This is a genomic window from Neobacillus muris (assembly GCF_943193175.1).
GTDB classification, from domain to species: Bacteria; Bacillota; Bacilli; order Bacillales; family Cytobacillaceae; genus Neobacillus; species Neobacillus muris.
The window spans coordinates 1-16,668 of sequence record NZ_CALPDF010000064.1; the positions used below are offsets into that span (position 1 = coordinate 1).

At 33.5% G+C, this 16,668-nt stretch carries 17 protein-coding genes; 11 read left to right on the forward strand and 6 right to left on the reverse strand.

Translation table 11 applies throughout. The features are described from left to right. Positions 1-810: 810 nt before the first annotated feature. The 4 genes from NFS43_RS23305 to NFS43_RS23320 all read left to right on the forward strand — a co-directional run bounded on the left by NFS43_RS23305 (position 811) and on the right by NFS43_RS23320 (position 3,425). Entirely contained in the window at positions 811-1,749 is a 939-nt protein-coding gene (locus NFS43_RS23305; RefSeq protein WP_251555336.1) for a polysaccharide deacetylase family protein, read from the forward strand. 208 nt (positions 1,750-1,957) lie between these two features. After that, complete coding sequence (locus NFS43_RS23310; RefSeq protein WP_251555337.1) at positions 1,958-2,101, forward strand: hypothetical protein; 144 nt, start codon at positions 1,958-1,960, stop codon at positions 2,099-2,101. A gap of 702 nt (positions 2,102-2,803) precedes the next feature. Then, positions 2,804-3,184, forward strand: a complete 381-nt coding sequence (locus tag NFS43_RS23315; RefSeq protein ID WP_251555338.1) for a phosphatase PAP2 family protein — start codon at positions 2,804-2,806, stop codon at positions 3,182-3,184. Positions 3,185-3,197: 13 nt separating this feature from the next. Beyond that, positions 3,198-3,425, forward strand: a complete 228-nt coding sequence (locus NFS43_RS23320) for a hypothetical protein (RefSeq protein ID WP_251555353.1) — start codon at positions 3,198-3,200, stop codon at positions 3,423-3,425. A gap of 320 nt (positions 3,426-3,745) precedes the next feature. On the opposite strand, the gene NFS43_RS23330 is transcribed toward NFS43_RS23320, so the two are convergent. From NFS43_RS23330 to NFS43_RS23345, 4 genes are read right to left on the reverse strand one after another with little or no spacing between them, the layout of a single operon-like run. Further along, complete coding sequence (locus tag NFS43_RS23330) at positions 3,746-4,459, reverse strand: hypothetical protein (RefSeq protein WP_251555339.1); 714 nt, start codon at positions 4,457-4,459, stop codon at positions 3,746-3,748. Next, positions 4,437-6,083 carry a site-specific integrase gene (locus NFS43_RS23335; protein WP_251555340.1) on the reverse strand — a complete coding sequence of 549 codons (1,647 nt, stop codon included), beginning with the start codon at positions 6,081-6,083 and terminating at the stop codon, positions 4,437-4,439. Before NFS43_RS23335 ends, NFS43_RS23330 begins: the two co-directional genes overlap by 23 nt. 16 nt (positions 6,084-6,099) lie before the next feature. Beyond that, positions 6,100-9,648, reverse strand: a complete 3,549-nt coding sequence (locus NFS43_RS23340) for a helix-turn-helix domain-containing protein (protein WP_251555341.1) — start codon at positions 9,646-9,648, stop codon at positions 6,100-6,102. Further along, positions 9,641-10,894, reverse strand: a complete 1,254-nt coding sequence (locus NFS43_RS23345) for a tyrosine-type recombinase/integrase (protein ID WP_338150632.1) — start codon at positions 10,892-10,894, stop codon at positions 9,641-9,643. The genes NFS43_RS23340 and NFS43_RS23345 overlap by 8 nt, the downstream gene beginning before the upstream one ends. A 187-nt stretch (positions 10,895-11,081) precedes the next feature. Between NFS43_RS23345 and NFS43_RS23350 the strand changes: the two genes are divergently transcribed. The 5 genes from NFS43_RS23350 to bcp all read left to right on the forward strand — a co-directional run bounded on the left by NFS43_RS23350 (position 11,082) and on the right by bcp (position 14,055). Further along, on the forward strand, positions 11,082-11,432 hold the full coding sequence (locus NFS43_RS23350) for a hypothetical protein (RefSeq protein WP_251555342.1): 351 nt from the start codon (positions 11,082-11,084) through the stop codon (positions 11,430-11,432). Further along, positions 11,425-12,216, forward strand: a complete 792-nt coding sequence (locus tag NFS43_RS23355) for an ABC transporter permease (RefSeq protein WP_251555343.1) — start codon at positions 11,425-11,427, stop codon at positions 12,214-12,216. Before NFS43_RS23350 ends, NFS43_RS23355 begins: the two co-directional genes overlap by 8 nt. 2 nt (positions 12,217-12,218) lie before the next feature. Further along, on the forward strand, positions 12,219-13,004 hold the full coding sequence (locus tag NFS43_RS23360) for an ABC transporter permease (RefSeq protein ID WP_251555344.1): 786 nt from the start codon (positions 12,219-12,221) through the stop codon (positions 13,002-13,004). A gap of 156 nt (positions 13,005-13,160) precedes the next feature. After that, positions 13,161-13,508, forward strand: a complete 348-nt coding sequence (locus NFS43_RS23365; RefSeq protein WP_338150633.1) for an ion channel — start codon at positions 13,161-13,163, stop codon at positions 13,506-13,508. Positions 13,509-13,566: 58 nt separating this feature from the next. Continuing rightward, positions 13,567-14,055 (forward strand): thioredoxin-dependent thiol peroxidase, encoded by a 489-nt coding sequence (bcp, locus tag NFS43_RS23370; RefSeq protein ID WP_420910356.1) that lies wholly within the window; start codon positions 13,567-13,569, stop codon positions 14,053-14,055. A 165-nt stretch (positions 14,056-14,220) separates the two neighbouring features. On the opposite strand, the gene NFS43_RS23375 is transcribed toward bcp, so the two are convergent. Further along, a complete protein-coding gene (locus tag NFS43_RS23375; RefSeq protein WP_251555346.1) occupies positions 14,221-14,430 on the reverse strand; it encodes a hypothetical protein in 210 nt (69 codons plus the stop codon). Positions 14,431-14,528: 98 nt separating this feature from the next. Here NFS43_RS23375 and perR point away from each other — a divergent pair, with 98 nt between their 5' ends. Next, positions 14,529-14,966 carry a peroxide-responsive transcriptional repressor PerR gene (gene perR, locus NFS43_RS23380; RefSeq protein ID WP_251555348.1) on the forward strand — a complete coding sequence of 146 codons (438 nt, stop codon included), beginning with the start codon at positions 14,529-14,531 and terminating at the stop codon, positions 14,964-14,966. A gap of 76 nt (positions 14,967-15,042) precedes the next feature. On the opposite strand, the gene NFS43_RS23385 is transcribed toward perR, so the two are convergent. Then, positions 15,043-15,393: a YgzB family protein gene (locus NFS43_RS23385; protein WP_251555349.1), complete on the reverse strand. Its 351-nt coding sequence runs from the start codon at positions 15,391-15,393 to the stop codon at positions 15,043-15,045. Between the two features lie 153 nt (positions 15,394-15,546). Between NFS43_RS23385 and NFS43_RS23390 the strand changes: the two genes are divergently transcribed. Next, positions 15,547-16,422, forward strand: coding sequence for a nucleotidyltransferase-like protein (locus NFS43_RS23390; protein WP_251555350.1), 876 nt, complete (start codon positions 15,547-15,549; stop codon positions 16,420-16,422). Positions 16,423-16,668: the final 246 nt, after the last annotated feature.

Genomic DNA, 16,668 nt, shown 5'->3' on the forward strand with positions numbered 1-16,668 from the left:
AAACATGTCGAAAAATATTTTTTTGTCACTTCACCAACGGGTCAAACCGTTGATATATCAACATTTATAGAGGGAGGTTATTTTAATAATAACTTTATCTTTTTATTTAAATTCAGCATGGAACTTTAGTTTTATAACTTCTAAAAGTCAAAAAATTAAACGAGATGCAGGACAAATCACTATTTAAAAAGGTAGTGCCCCTTAATAAACTATGAATAATATCGTCTTGCGAGGGGATATTACGTTTGAAATAATTTTTGAAGGAGGAATTGTTAACAAACCACAATATAAAAATTAACATCGGCAGAAGTTAAGAATCTTTGTTTATTTTATATGAACGATAGTGCATCTATAAGTACGATTATGCACTTCCTAGAACACGTTAAGGACCAACAAGTTCGCTCTGTGTCTCGAATTTTCAATGAGAAAAAAATCCCCAATCCAAAGAGATCGGATCAAGGAGACACCTCGGTTGTATACTGATGATTTTTACCTCTTCTACATACAAAATATGGCCCGTTTAGATATATGAATACTTTACATCTAAATGAGTCAGAACGATTATTAAGTAACGGAAAATATGCTGGCTTATGCAAAAAAGATTAGAAAGTGGATTAAATATAAATGAATAAATAAAAACATAGTTTTTCACAAGTGAATGTAAAGTAGGAGAAAAATGGAAAAAGACGACCGAAAAGTGGAAATATTGCTATGAAAATTAACTAAAGTCTTCAGGTTAAATTAAACTACTATCCAAAGGAAACTAAAATGAAAAGAAAATATACCACGTATCTTATATCATTTTCAATTATGTTAGTATTGACTTTAGGAATCTCTACTAACCCTTATAAAGTGATGTCCCAAGGGTCTAATTTTAAAAGTGAAAACATAACTTCTATAGAAATTAATAAAGATGATCTTTATAAAAAAATTCAAGAGTACAGAAACCAGCATAAAATTAAACCGATTGACGCAAAAGTTGATAGGGTATGGAAGGCGATACCTGGATACAATGGATTGGATGTAAATATTGAGGCTAGTTATCAAAAAATGAAATCTACTGGTGATTTTGACAAAAACAAAGTGGTTTATAAGGAAATACCTCCTAATATTCATTTAGATAATTTGAGACCCGAGCCGATTTATAGAGGAAATCCACAAAAGCCAATGGTGGTGCTATTAATAAATGTCGCTTGGGGTAACGAATACATCCCAGAAATCCTAAAGATTTTAAATAATCATCAAACAAAGGCAACATTTTTCTTCGACGGAAGTTGGGTTAATAAAAACCCTGATTTGGCTAAGTCAATTAAAGAAGAGGGTCATGAAATTGGTAACCACGCTTATAGCCATCCTGATCTCAAAAAACGCTCTGTATACGAAACAACGGAAGAATTAAAAAAGACGAATGATGTCATTAAAAAAACTCTTGAAATAACACCAAGGTGGTTTGCGCCACCAAGTGGAAGTTTTAATCATGCAACGGTTAATGTGGCCGACCAACTTGGCATGAAAACCATTCTGTGGACGGTCGATACGGTTGATTGGAAAAAACCTTTACCTTCAGAAATGGTTCAGCGAGTTGTGTCAAAAGTAGAGAATGGATCAATGGTTCTTATGCATCCTACAAAACCTGTTGCTGAAGGACTGGATTCCATGATAACGAATATTAAAGCAAAAGGGTACCAACTAGGTACTGTCAGTGATCTTATTAGCGAAAAACGTATTGATTATTCAAGTAGTAACTAGACAACAATGTAAAGGGGGTCCGAAGATAGTTCCTCTTCCTATTAACCCCTTTTGAACAAGCTTAATAAAATCAAATTGGACTTTTATCAAGAAAACTACATATTATGTTTTGTAAATGATTGCAAAATGCTATCTGTTAGGACTACTTATATAGGTAGTCTTTTCATGTTGTACGTATCTATAGGGGTAATATTAGGGAGGTAATCTTATGAATTTAGAAAAATTAACAAATGAAGAATTACTGAAAAGCTTTGAAAGATTAGCCAAAAGGCTTGAACGTTACTTGACTGACGATGAAGCTGAATATAAAAGGAAGGTGAAAGAGGAACTTTTAAAAAGGTCTGGTTATTAATGAACAGTTCGAAGAATTATTAGTGTTTTCATGCTAGCAAGTTTTTTGGGTTTGTCTAATTATTAGATACCAAAAATTATTTATTGCCTAATTAAAGGCAATAAATAATTCTCGATTTAGAATCCCCCAGGTAAAAATGAATTTATTATAGCAAATCAACCAACTTAAGTTGGTTCGCAACCATAGATTTACATCCGTATATAATAACGCCATGTAAAAAAACATGGATACATTAGTGATGAGTAAAGGGTGTTCCTTTGTACTACAAAATCAACATAGCAAAACCCTTTTAGGCTAGTCCAACTAAAAGGGTTTTGCAGAGTGGGGAGTCATTCTAGAATAACCGTATCAGTTTTTAGATCAGTCGAATAAAAGGAAGGGGAATGAAGTATTTTTACTGCTGGATATCAGTATCCCAATGATTTAAAAATGAAATTTTTTAATGCAAATGTGTATTTAAAACAAAGTTTAACCGTTTGTAAAGGTTTTATTAAAAGTCATATATTGTGATATAAAGGGTTTTTTTCGTAATCGGGCAAATATTGGAATTCTTTAACTTAAAAGTCTTTGCCATTGCCATTTGATCTTAGGAAAACATTAATATGGGATTTATTACAGCTAATTCCCATTCTTTGATTTATACATACTTTCATTCATAGTTGGGAATTTTATTTGTATCTATAAAGTTAGGAGATATTCTATATGAACGATAAAGTATTTAAAATAATTAATCAGTTTTCTGGACGTTGTTCTCCAATTGATTTGCTGATGATATGGATTTCAAATAAGATTCGTTATGTGTTTATTTTTGTGTTGATTTTCATGTGGTTTAGAAATAATTCTTACAAAAAAGTGTCATGTAATGCGGTGAAATCTATGGGGATTACATTGTTAATTCATACTTTAATAAAGTTGTTCTATTTTAAACCACGTCCTTTTGTAGAACATTGTGTCGGCATACTTATTCCTTCAAAAATGGACTCTACATTTCCAAGTAAACATACTTTGCTAGTATTTGCTATATCTACTTCTATCTTTCTTTATGACCGTATCCTCGGTTCAATCATGTGGGTATTATCCTGATGGATTAGCAAGATTGTATGGCGCATTACATTCACAAAAAGGAGAATTTCTAATAGTAGATGCCAAACATGGCTACGAATTTATTGGAGAAAGTTCTCCTGAACATACAGGCGGGGGAGCTCATGGATCGATGCATAAAAATGATTCTCTTTCACCTATTATTGTAACAGGAACCAATAAAAGCATAGATCATTTACGTATTGTTGATTTGAAAGAATGGATATTAGATCTCTTGGAATAAGATTTAAAAACGATTACACTCAATTCTTCTTTTGAAAGTACTTCAAAAATTCTAATATGAAGGGGATGGGAAAGGCCCTTGAAAAACTCTGCTTTAAATTGTTGTAATTCAAGATCCATATATATCTAGCTCTTTTATATTGCACCAATATTGGCAACTAGTGGTCAATATTTAAATCGTATAAGCCCTAATTGGGGTACCGTTAGAATGCATTTTTCTGCTGGGACCCCTTTTTTACTAATAGGATAAGGGGATTTAAAGTCTGGTTTTTTTAATTTAATATCACACTAATAATTCTTCAATTTTACAAAGGATGAAAATTATAAATCAAATTTATTTAATAGTTCTTTCATGTTTTTATCTCGTTTTTCATTTTTTTCCAATTCCTCTTTATTAGCAATGGTAGCATCTGTTACTTTTGGGAAATGAGATGATAAATCCCCCAAATCCAAATTTTTTTCTTTGTTGATGTTAAAATCAATTAAATTATCTTTAATCCCTAATTCATTTAACTTTGATTTTTTTTCATTTTGTAAATGAGGAAAAACACTAGAAACAGCAAGGGAGTTATAAAGTTGTTCGTAATGTTCGGCCCTCTTTTTTTGTTTAGCTACTTCTTCTTTTAGTGATTGAGCTTCATTAATTGCCTTTTGGTATAATTCCTGTTTTGCTTTAAAATTTTTTAATTCAGTATACAAATCATAAATTAGTACTTCAACATTGAGTAGTTCATTTTTCAATAATCGCTTATCTTTCCCGTATTTTTCAAAAATTAAATCAATGTTAGGTAACGTTACTTCACCAGTTTTATCTAAATTTATGGTAGGTAACATAGGTTTATTTAATTCCTCGATAAACTCCTTCATTCGACGGCTCCAAGTATTTCTTCCTACACCCGTTTCTTTTTGTAAGAAGGACGGAGTTAAATTTTTACTTTGATTTTTATATTTAACCTCTAATGCCATTTCTTTTAGTTGGTCATCTGTCCATTCTTGTGGCTTGCCACGTCCGTTAGAATTTTTCTTCGTTACCATATATCTTTGCCTCCATGAGTCGTGAGTCAACTGTTGCCTTCATATCCATATACGCCAATAAGCTTCTCGATGTTGTTTTTAATGTATCATCATTCGAACTCCGAAGTGAATTAGCAAGATTCGTAGAGATTTCTTTCATTAATGCTATCGATTCCCGAATCTTTATTTCTAAGGTTTTTGATGAATCTAATAGCCATTTAATAGCTTCCTGGTGTTCATTAATTGAAGGGTTGAATATATAGTTAGAGCAAAACTCACAATATTCAATACAACTATTAGGAAAAACGTCTTTTTGTTCCATACAAGTACCATACTGTACTCTACCGACAATATTTTCCACGTTATTAATTGTTTTAGATTTTCCTTTATCATAAATGAATCGTCGCCAGCCGATGATTCCGTTGCCAATATTTTTACTTACTTTGATTTCATTTTTTCTTTGAGCCAAGCGATATACATAGGATTGTGCAAAGTGTTCAGCGTGGGAATAATAACTATACTGACTTCTTATATCATCCTGTCCGGCCATTCTAGCTATGGAGAGCATGTTAAATCCTTGTAGGCACATATTTATTATTGCAAAGTGCCTTGTATCTCCTGACTTTATCCTTTCAAGACCATATTGGCCGTAAATTCCTTCTACAACCTTTTCATAAAACTCCTTTTTTAAATAGTCAAAATCCCTTCTGTTCATTCTGCTGTTTTTTTTCTTTGATCTCCTTTTTCTAAACATTGTTAGCAACTCAACAGGGAAAAGATATTCTGAGTCGAAATCTAATGATTTTATTTTTTGGATTGACCTTGATAAAAGTTCATACGTACTTCTGTCAATTTCAATTAAATCATATCTGATTACGAAATCAGGAGAGCTAGACTCATTTTTAATTCTCGGTACTGAAATTCGATAGGGGTTACGAAAATGATCTATAACTTTTAAGCAATCCTTTTCTATCAATGTAAATTCAGACGGTCTCATAGGTAGAACATTCGTGAGTAGCCACCAAATCATTATTGGTAAGAACTTAAATGTTTCATCAGAGGAGTAATTTCTAAAATAATCGTTAATAATGTCATCGAAAATCATAATATCCTCAAATAAGGGTAGTTCCCTACTTAACCTTCTTAAAGAGATATTATTGCAAATGTCCTCAATTTTTTCATGGTTCTCGACCTTGTGAAAAGACACAAAGCGCTTTACGTCCGTTGATATTTGATAACCTTGATAGGAATAATTTGCACTTTGAATTTCTAATAAAGATTCAAGGGCCTTTATATCCTGAAAACCATTTGTTGCCAGAATAACCTTCTTAAGTATTGCTAACTCATTATAGACTGTAAAGGGGGACCTTCCAGATATTAACCTCAGAATGGTATACCCTTTAAGAGTTTTGTTCAGATCGTAATGGACTTCTATGTCAAAAGAAAGAATAATAGGGTAGTCCACCAATTTGTCCGGTATCTCCCAATGTATATCTTCAAAACTGCCCAACATATAGTTTGTATCAACTAATTGCTGAAACATTTCTTTATATTCGTTTATGTCAAATGTTTTAAACTCAACATTCGTTTTTTTCTCAATTATTGCATTGGTATTAATAGATCCAATTTTTGTTCTTAACTCCATTTATTTGCTCCTTTGATTATTCAATGTGAAGTTTATGCGCCAGATTCTCTATTCTTCTCCAAGTTTCCTCTGTTGGAATAAAAGCATTTACCGCCTCTTCACCATAAGTTAGACGTGCTTCTTTCCAAATTAATAGGCAATGTAACAAAAACTTGGTATCCTTCCTAATAAGTAACTCATTTGTGTAAGATTCTATATTATCTAATAGTCGATTTAATTCTTCCATGAGTTGAATTAACAATAGGTTCCGTGGAATCACGTATTCACATGAATAACAATTAGCTAGCTGCGGATATTTACAATTTGGATGAACAAAGCATTGGGCATGTTCACTTTTAGACGGCATTTTCCCTTTAGACAGCTTTAAAATAATTTCTTTGATTTCATCATATGAGTAATCTATTAATTTCGAAATAACTGATTGCCTTTTTCGATAAATATCTGTTAAATAATCATCGATGTTATTGGTTTTGTTATTTAAAGGAACAAGGGTTAAATGATTCTCTATAAATTTAGAAAGGTTTTCTAAAGCTATTGGAGAAATTTCCTGTCTAATATTTTCAATGAGTTTAGTCCGTTCTTCCATAGTATTATTAATCTCGTTAGATTGAGAGGCGTATAAGATAAGATAATTATATAGCCAGCCAAAATGTCCTCTTCTAAAAAGATTATATGATACACGATTGATCGACCCATCTTTATTTGTCGCTTGGATATATATACTGGTTGTTTCCGGGCTTTTGTGCGATCTAGCTGTCTGTGTTAAGTGTAGCGCTAATTCTCCATCATACCCGTCTTCTTCAGTTATTGAGTAAAATAGATAAGTACCTACAGAATTGTTCATTTTCTGGCTGCCAAAGTGAAACTCTTTAAATTCTGATACGGTATTAAAAAACTTTTTATGTCTTTCCTTTCCTTCAGTTCTTATAATATTGTATATACCTTCGAAAAAAGTATTTAACAGCATTTCACTCCCATCCATTTTTCTATGAAATTCAGAAATAACTAGGGAAGTAGCTAATGGGTAAATAAGGTCAGGTGCTACAATAAATGTTAAAAGCTCTTTCGTTTTACTTGTACGTTTATGTCTAAAATGAATATATAATTGATTAATAATCGACTGTGCTTGAAAGTCTGATAAATCATTTTCTAAAAACCAGTCAATTTTGCTAATATTTAGGCCTTCTAAGTTGATGTTTGGAGTGTTTGTAATCAAATCTTGCCCTCTTATAAAATCAGTAAGCAGTAAAATCGTATAAACCCACATATGAGCGTAGAATTTATCTTTAACAGCAATCGGTGTATGAGTTTTTGTATCTCTAATATAATTATAGATTTTATAAAATAACTCAGCTGGATATATTTCTTTGCTGTCTGTTTTTTTATTTATGTTTGAAATTACAAATTCTTCGTTAGGTTTGATATCTTTCATACTGTAAGTATATTTTATGAATTGTATAAATAATTTTTGTTCAGTCTTAGTAAAAGGGGAGTCTGACCCTAACAATGAATTTATCTCATTCATTGTTAGCAAATAAATCTCTTTATTTATGTTTGAATGTAATTTTTCATAAAAACGTTTAAATAATCTAACTCTACCCTTCATATAACCTGTTGAACCTGACATATTATTGGTTTGTATTAAACCATAATCAAGAAAAAGTTGTTTTGTTTCTTGAAATTCTTGTTTTTGATCTTTTGATTTTATAAATTCTTTTAATTCTTCAAAACCTAATTGGCCTGAATAATTTATTTTCTTTTTCAATTGTTTTTGAAGAACTTCAAAATCCTCAATATCTTTAAGTGGAATATACCATTGGGTATTTTTTTTAAAAGCATTTGGGAAATTCTTTTCTGAAATCATCCGAGAGATTACTGCTGGACTACTATAACCTAACCTTAAGCAAGCCTCTTTAGTATTTAAGTATTTAAGTGAAAACTTTCTAGTTGATTTTTCATAATCCTCAATATCGCTTATAGGAATCCACCATCTCCCTGAGGCTTTAAAACTGTTAGGAAATTCACCTTTTTTAATTAACTCGAAGATACTTATTTTTGTTTTGAAACCAAGCCTTCTTGTTGATTCTTGCACGTCTATACAATTTTTTTCCAAAGCTAGTTTTGGAGTCGGCCGTTTCTTTGTTAGTTTATATTTTTTAGATGATTGGTTATCTTTATCTGCTTTTTTAGACATAAAGCTATCTTTCTCAACTTGGTACGCTGTAATATCATTCATTGGAATCCACCATTTGTGGTCAAGTTTAAATGCGTTAGGGAATCTCTTGTTTTTTAGTGCTTGTTGAATAGGAGTAGTTGATTTATAACCTAACATTTGCATCGCTTCTTTGGTATCCAAACAATTCTCTGTATTAGAAAATTGTTCGAACACTTTGATATCACTAAAAGGAATCCACCATTTCATATTAATTTTAAAAGCGTTAGGGAACTTACCTTTATTGATTAAACAATTAATATGATTACCTGATTTGTACCCCAGTCTCTTTGCAGTTTCTTCCGAGGTTAAACAGTTTTTTGGTATCGTTTGATGTTCAAAGGTTTCAACATCACTAACAGGAATCCTATTTTTCCCAAATACTTTGAAAGCGTTAGGGAATTTATTTTTTTTAATTAAATCATTAATGGAGGCACTTGATTTGTATCCAAGTCTTTTTGCCACCTCTGTAGTGCTCAAGGAATTATCTGTATTTCCGGTGGGTTTAAATGCCTCAATATCGCTCACAGGGATACGCCATTTCCCTTTTAAAGTAAAAGCATTAGGAAGTTTTTTTGTCTTAATCAAATAATTAATATTAGAACTTGAACTGTATCCGAGCTGTATCGCTGCTTCCGTTGTACTTAAGGAACCATTAAGTTTATTTGAATTCTTGTAAGTTTCAATATCATTAAGAGGAATTTGCCATTTGTTAAGAATTTTTACTGCATTAGGGAATTTTCCCTCTTTTAATAACTGAATGACAGTTTTTTTACTGAGGCTCAATTCTTTCCCTACTTCTTTAAAATCAAGACTATTCGGTGGTTGAACAAATTCCTCGAAAGCTTCAATATCGCCAAGAGGAATCCACCATTGCCCTAGAGAACGAAAAGCGTTTGGAAATCTTTTTTCCTTTACCATTTTGATAATTGATTCTGGTGCCTTGTACCCTAGTCTAAGTGCAGCTTGCTTTGTGTCTAAACAATTCGCTAATTTAGCTTTTAATTGCTCAAATGCTTTTATTTCACTAATAGGAATCCTCCATTTTTTATAAAATCTAAATGCATTTGGGAATATACCTTCTTTAATCAACCAAATAATCGAATCACTAGACTTATACCCAAGTCTTAATGCAGCTGCATTGGTGTCTAAATAATTATCGTTATCTGTATATTTCTCAAATCTCTCAATATCACTAATAGGAATCCAGAATCTATCCTTGAATTTAAATGCATTAGGAAATATATTTGTATTAATCATATGATGAATACTGTCACTTGAGGCATAACCCAATCTTTGTGCTGTCTCTTTAGCACCTAAACAGTTGTTGGTATTTTTATGGGAGTTATTCAATATTCTTATTATCCTCCTGTATTAACCTTGGAATATAAGTTTGATGCATTTGTGAAACCTTTTGTTCTATTTTTTTGTGTATTCTTTCAGTAGAGACCATATAAGTTAATGCAGAAGTGATATTTGAATCACCACGAAGATGTGCTATTTCATAAGGATTCTCAGCATCTTCGGCAATAATGTTCGTAAATATCCCTCGACCGATATGGGTTGACCATTTCATATATTTAAGGTGTGAAGCTAAGAGTTTTTGCTCACTATCTCCGTAGGTTTCCAATTGACTGATAAAAGAGTCTTTTACTTTCTGGAAGTATTGTCTATAACTTCTTTGAGATAAAGCTTTTCCATCTCTATTGATAAACAAGGCATCACTTTCATCCATGGGTTTATAGAGATTAATATGATCTTTAAATAAGCTATGTCCCCAATCATTAATTTGCATGACTCGTTGGGTTCTTACTTTTTTAACGGAGGCATCTTCTTTAAGGTCGGGTCGAAAGTTCTGTTTGTTTAATTTTAAAACAAAATCTCCGTCTCCCATCCTTCTGACTATTTGAGTTCTTTTTAAATTTACTACTTCAGAAACACGTAGACCTCCAAAAATCTGAAAATAGATTCCTAATGCTATAGGTTTAGCTACAGCAATTGCTACTTCCAAAAGAAGGGGAATATACTCAATCGGTAAAGTATGTTCAATTCTTTTTGGTGATCTAGATGGATATAATGGTTTAAAGGGTGATTCATGATATGAAGAAAATTGTGTTTGCTTTCTAACGAACAAATCTTTTGAGATTGAATTAATACAATCTAGTTTTGTTAACCAATAATAAAAATGTGTAAGAGTTCTTTCTGCATCTTTAACAGTTGATCTGCTTACCCCTTCAATTGAAAGGTCATTAAGATATTGTGTACCATGAAAAATTTCCAGTTCTTTGAGTGTATTAATCTTTAATGCTTTTTTATTCGCTAGTAAATAATTAAGAAACTTTACAACATTATTTGCATGTTTTCGTTGTGTATTGAATGCGCGATTCTTCCAATTATCAAAAATAAATTGTGAAACTGGATGAATGATATGAACATCAAGCGTTTTATTTTTAAGGCCAATGGCTGCAAAGTGCTTTTTTTTCACTTCTCCATTACTGAAAAAAACAAAATCAATCCATACAGGGACTGTACAAAAATTAATGGATTGTCCTCTTCCAAAGTAAACTAAATTGTCTAATTGAGTTTCTATATCGATCACCCCAGTAAATGAATTCTAATTATGTGCATTTTTAGTTATATACCTTTATGGAAGATAGTGTATAAAACAATTTTAGCAATTATAGTAATTGTGTACAATATTAAAAAATATAAATATATTACTTTTTACTTGATATAATTAGGGCTATAAGTCTATTTATGCCATGAATTAAGTGCATTTAATTTATGTGCATATTAATAGAGATAATATGCTCGATGAGGGAAAAGTTATATATGACGGGGCGCTCCATCATCTAAAGGAAACTTGGGGAGAAGGAAAAGAATTGCATTTTCAGTTTCTTGAGAATGTTGATCTGCAATCAGTACAGGCTGTTACGGCTGGCCTTCCTGTTAAATGGGAACTCGATGAGAAAGAGCAGCTTTTCATTGCCTATACAGAAGATAACGATGAGTTGATTTCACAGCTTATTGCCAAAATCGTGGCTGCTTATAAAATTAAGGACTTAAAAATCCACGAGACTTCAACAGAAGAAATAATTCGTAATATATATGAAAAGGGTGTAGTCAAGTTTGGATAAATACTTGGAAATGGTTCGGATCCGCTTTTTAATGATGCTCGCGTATCGAACCAATTATTACACTGGGATTCTCATCTACAGCATTAATATTGGGGCCTACTATTTTTTATGGTCAGCAATATACGGTGGGAAGGAGCAAATTCAAGGTCTTTCCATTGCGCAAATGACCACATATGTAGCCATTTCATGGATGGCCCGGGCGTTTTACTTTAACAATTTGGACAGGGAAATGGCAGTTGAAATTATGGATGGCCGGGTGGCGGTAGAGCTAATCAGGCCCTACAATTATATGGTGATGAAAATGATGCAGGCATTAGGTGAAGGGGTCTTTCGGCTGTTTTTATTTTCGATTCCAGGTCTTTTGATTGTCTATTTTATTTTTCCGATCCATTTTACCTGGGATATAACGGTCTGGGGCCTGTTTGCTATATCTATATTGTTAAGTTTCCTCATTAATACGGAGATAAATTTATTAACGGGGATTACCACCTTCTTTCTATATAATAATGCCGGCTTGATTCGGGCTAAACGGGTCATTATCGATTTGTTCTCTGGCTTGATTTTGCCTATTAGTTTTTTTCCGGTTTGGGCGCAAAGTGTCATGAACTATCTTCCGTTTCAGGGAATCAGCTACATTCCCAGCATGATTTTTACAAAAGGGTTTACTGCTGAACAGGCGATGATGGCAATCGGCCAGCAATTCATTTGGGTTTTAATTTTAATCGTACCCATTCAGCTGCTTTGGAATTTGGCCAAAAAACAGCTGGTTATCCAAGGAGGATAAGCATGTTTTACGTATCAATGTTATTTCAATATATGGCCCAATACATGAAGACCAGACTTCAATACCGAACCGACATATTAGTTGAATTTTTCTCGGATTTGCTCTCACAGTCCGTTAATCTTGTTTTTATTTTGGTTGTCTTTGGGCATACGAATTATTTAGGCGGCTGGTCTAGGGATGAGATTATCTTTATTTATGGGTATTTCTTAGTGCCATCTGCTGTTTTTTCCGCCTTTTTTAATATTTGGGATTTTAATGAGCGTTATATTGTTAAGGGGGAATTAGACCGGATCCTGACGAGGCCAATACATAGTCTGTTCCAAATCATTTTGGAGCGGCTGGAACTCGAGGCATTGCTTGGGGCTGTGACCGGTATGGCAGTTATGGTATATGCTGGCAGCCGTCTGAATCTTACACTTTCTTGGTATGATCCATTTTTATTCGTTCTATTTTCAATAGGCGGGGCACTTGTTTATGGAGGGATTTTCATCATGCTGGCATGCATTAGTTTTTGGGCGGATGCGCGCACGTCGCTCATGCCCATGATGTATAATATTAGCAGCTATGGGCGATATCCAATTAATATCTATAATAAAATCATCCGCTTTGTATTAACATGGGTTTTGCCCTTCGCGTTTGTAGGGGTTTACCCTGCCTCCTATTTTCTGGGGCGAAATGAATTCTTTTATTATTCATTATTAACTCCCATCATCGGAGTCATCTTCTTCATTCTTTCTGTCCTTTTATGGAATCAGGGAGTAAAACGGTACCGAGGAGCAGGAAATTAGTTTCGATAATAACATGAAAAAATATCAAACCAGGCCAAATGGAGCCTGGTTTTGATATTTTATTGGGCAAGTCCGCATAAAAATAGACTAACAGGAATCTGCGGGGTGGTTTTCATGCTCTTTTTTTTGCTGGTTATCGTTATTTTTTGCATTTTTATGAGTATCCGAACTTTATTTATTCCGAATATCATTAAAGAGAAGTTAGTTTCAGTTGATAATTTTTTTTATTTGGGGATTTGTTATTTAACTGTCATTATTGGTTTTGGCTTAATCTATTTACTGTTTGAGTTAATGGGTATGGCTGTGCTTAAAGAAATAAGCGGTGGCAACAACAATATCTTTGAAACAAGTTTTTATTTTAGTGCCATGATGCTTTTTTCTGTTGGCAACGGGGAAGTTATTCCACAGGGGATTGGCAGAATGGTTGCAGTAACAGAAGCTTTGATTGGTTATACATTGCCGGCTGCTTTTGTTGCGAAAGTGATGTACGACAAAGAAAAATAACGCTGTGCAGAAAGGTTGTTTTGAAATTGAAATTTAGTTAGTCTATATACAAAAAGAAATGAATAGTGGAGTGGTTATTGTGACTGTGGAAGCTGGAGTACAAGCACCTGATTTTACGTTAGAAGCCCAAACAGGTGAAAAAGTGGCTTTATCTGATTTAAAGGGAAAAAATGTTGTGCTGTATTTTTATCCTAAAGACATGACGCCAGGCTGTACAACAGAAGCGTGTGATTTTAGGGACAACCATGAACAATTTGAAGAACTAAATGCAGTCATTTTAGGGGTTAGCACGGACCCTGCCGGCCGCCATAAGAAATTTACTGAAAAATATGGCCTGCCCTTTTTATTGCTTGCAGATCCGGAGCACCAAGCAGCGAATGCTTACGGGGTTTGGAAGTTGAAGAAGAATTTTGGGAAAGAGTACATGGGCATTGAACGGTCCACTTTTATTATCGATCAACAAGGGATGATTGTGAAGGTGTGGCGAAAAGTTCAAGTGAAGGGCCATGTAGAGGAAGCTTTAAGCTTTATTCGTGAAAACCTATAAGGTTTTAAACAGCCTATTTTCTTGATAAAAGGCTTTTGTCCAATGCAACAATGCTTAAATTGAATATCATTTTATTAGGGCATACCTCCTCAGATAAAATCTTTCGGGTCCAGTGTGACCCGCTTTTTTTTTGCAAACAATAGAAATGATGAGGTAATAATGATATTATAAAGAAAATTGTGATATTTCAGAAATTATTCCAAAAGGGGGAAGTGGCGATGAAATCAATTCCATAATTGGTTTTGCCTTGCTGCCTGTATCAAGAAAAATTTCAGAGGAAAGAAATTTTTGAGATTTTATATCATAAAATACAAACAAGTCTGTTTTATATTTGGCCAGATGAAGTGATGCCGCACGATTAAATGAATAGCGCATTCTATTTGCCGTATGCCAATATTGACAAAAGTACAAAATACCTAGTAAAATAAATTATAACAATTACAATTTAAGAATATATTTTAGAAAAGAGGTGCATGACGATGAATCAATTAAAAGAAGCGTTGGATACCTTAAAGGATACGGGGGTTCGGATTACCCCACAACGTCATGCGATACTGGAATTTTTAATAAACTCAATGTCACACCCTACCGCGGATGAAATATACAAAGCCTTGGAGGGAAAATTCCCTAACATGAGTGTGGCAACAGTTTACAATAATTTACGGGTATTTCGTGAAGTTGGTTTAGTAAAGGAATTAACCTACGGAGATTCATCAAGCCGATTCGATTTTGTCACCACTCAGCATTACCATGTCATTTGTGAAAATTGCGGGAAAATCGTGGATTTCCATTATCCTGGTTTAGATGAAGTCGAACATTTGGCAACACATGTAACGGGTTTTAAAGTGTCAAACCATCGGATGGAGATTTACGGTACATGTCCTGAATGCACTGGCAAAGAAGTGCATTAGCAGCAAAGGCTGTTAAATAGTTGATGGAAAAAAGATGACCGAACCTATTTGTAATAAAATAGCTTCGGTCATCTTTTTATTTTTGGGATTTTCTGTTGTAGGACTCATCAAAATCCTTGCCTTCAAGATTCGGGTCTAATGTCAAGGGTTCTCGGCAATGCATACACATATCCACTCTGCCAAGCATTTTGGTTGGCTTTCCGCAATTAGGGCATATTACTTGGAGCGCTTTGGTTGACAACATGCCGATCCAGAAGTAGACAATGGTGCTGGCTATTATGAAAATAAGACCTAAAAGCATGAATATGGTCATAATAATTGGTGAAGTCCGAAAATAAACCCCGGCATACATGACGATAAAACCAACGAAAATTAATGATAAGGCAAAGGTTCGAATTTTATTTATTTTGCTCGAATTTTTGGCCATCATACATCCTCCCTAAAAAAACTATACCACACTTGAGGGTATATGGAAAAAGGATAACAGCAAGGTTGTCGAATGTTGTCTAAAATTTTAGAAGGAGATTTATCGTTGCTGTCGAACATATAAAACTATTGATAAAATATGGAGGTAGGATGAATGGAAGACATTCTTCGGCCGATCTACCAAGAGAGGGCGGGCCAATTAAATACTCTAGGAGTTTTAATGGTTGAAAAAAGACAAAAACCAAGTCAAACAACAGATACGTTTGATGTCATTTTATTAGTGATTGTAAAAGAAGCAGAGCAGCCAATTTTTATTAAGCACTATTCCTTCGGCGAAAAAAAGGCAGCCATGCATATAGTGACTGAAGCACAAGTGCACGAATGGATCTTGCTCGGGACCAACCGAAAAATCTTTGAATGGCTGCACCATGCAAAAATTATATTTGACCGTAATGAATACATTGAAAACTTAATAACTGAACTAAATGAGTTTCCGTTCAACGGCAGAAAGGTCAAATTAGGTTTGGAATTTGCAAAATTAATACGGCGCTATGTTGATGGTAAAGCGCTCTTTGAACAGAAGCTATTTTTAGATGCTTATAATCATGTCGTTCATTCTCTCCATCATCTTGCCCGTTTAGCGGTGATAGATAATGGGCTTCATCCCGAACTTACCGTTTGGCATCAGGTTAAACTCATTGAGCCGGAGATCTATAAATTGTATGAAGAACTCGTAAACAGTGAAGAACCCCTTGAAAAACGTTTAGAGCTTTTATTTTTAGCTAGTGAGTTTTTGATTCATTCTAGAACCAATATGGGTTCATCACATTTGTTAGGCGTTTTAAGTGCAAAAGACTACTGGACATTTAATGAAATGATGGATGAAAAAGAACTGAATCCATATTCTGTGGATTTGTCGGTACTTTTAGAGTATTTAATTGACAGGCATTTAATAGAAGTAGTCAATATTGAAACAAAAGGCAGGGGAGTTTGCCACCGATGCTATCGGGTAAATAAAAAGTTATCCTAAAAAAACAAAAAAACTATTGACCTTTTTAAAAATCCTTGTTATATTTATAACCGTCGCTGCGGAACATCATAAAAAAGTTTTTCGTAGTTGACGGTTTTAAAAAATAAAAGTTGACTTTGGTTGATAAGATATGATAAATTAATAAGGTCGCTTTTGATAGTTGGTATGAAATTGTTCTTTGAAAACTAAACAAACAAAAACGTCAACAATAAAACATTCGTTTCTTTTTGAAACGAAGCCAACGTT

Bases quoted from the DNA above. Each gene is read 5' to 3' on its own strand.
- perR (WP_251555348.1), top strand. From the start codon at position 14,529: ATGACGATGAATCAATTAAAAGAAGCGTTGGATACCTTAAAGGATACG.
- NFS43_RS23335 (WP_251555340.1), bottom strand. From the start codon at position 6,083: ATGGAGTTAAGAACAAAAATTGGATCTATTAATACCAATGCAATAATT.
- NFS43_RS23360 (WP_251555344.1), top strand. From the start codon at position 12,219: ATGTTTTACGTATCAATGTTATTTCAATATATGGCCCAATACATGAAG.
- NFS43_RS23310 (WP_251555337.1), top strand. From the start codon at position 1,958: ATGAATTTAGAAAAATTAACAAATGAAGAATTACTGAAAAGCTTTGAA.
- NFS43_RS23330 (WP_251555339.1), bottom strand. From the start codon at position 4,459: ATGGTAACGAAGAAAAATTCTAACGGACGTGGCAAGCCACAAGAATGG.
- NFS43_RS23315 (WP_251555338.1), top strand. From the start codon at position 2,804: ATGAACGATAAAGTATTTAAAATAATTAATCAGTTTTCTGGACGTTGT.
- NFS43_RS23375 (WP_251555346.1), bottom strand. From the start codon at position 14,430: ATGCGCTATTCATTTAATCGTGCGGCATCACTTCATCTGGCCAAATAT.
- NFS43_RS23385 (WP_251555349.1), bottom strand. From the start codon at position 15,393: ATGGCCAAAAATTCGAGCAAAATAAATAAAATTCGAACCTTTGCCTTA.
- NFS43_RS23305 (WP_251555336.1), top strand. From the start codon at position 811: ATGTTAGTATTGACTTTAGGAATCTCTACTAACCCTTATAAAGTGATG.
- NFS43_RS23365 (WP_338150633.1), top strand. From the start codon at position 13,161: ATGAGTATCCGAACTTTATTTATTCCGAATATCATTAAAGAGAAGTTA.
- NFS43_RS23390 (WP_251555350.1), top strand. From the start codon at position 15,547: ATGGAAGACATTCTTCGGCCGATCTACCAAGAGAGGGCGGGCCAATTA.
- bcp (WP_420910356.1), top strand. From the start codon at position 13,567: ATGAATAGTGGAGTGGTTATTGTGACTGTGGAAGCTGGAGTACAAGCA.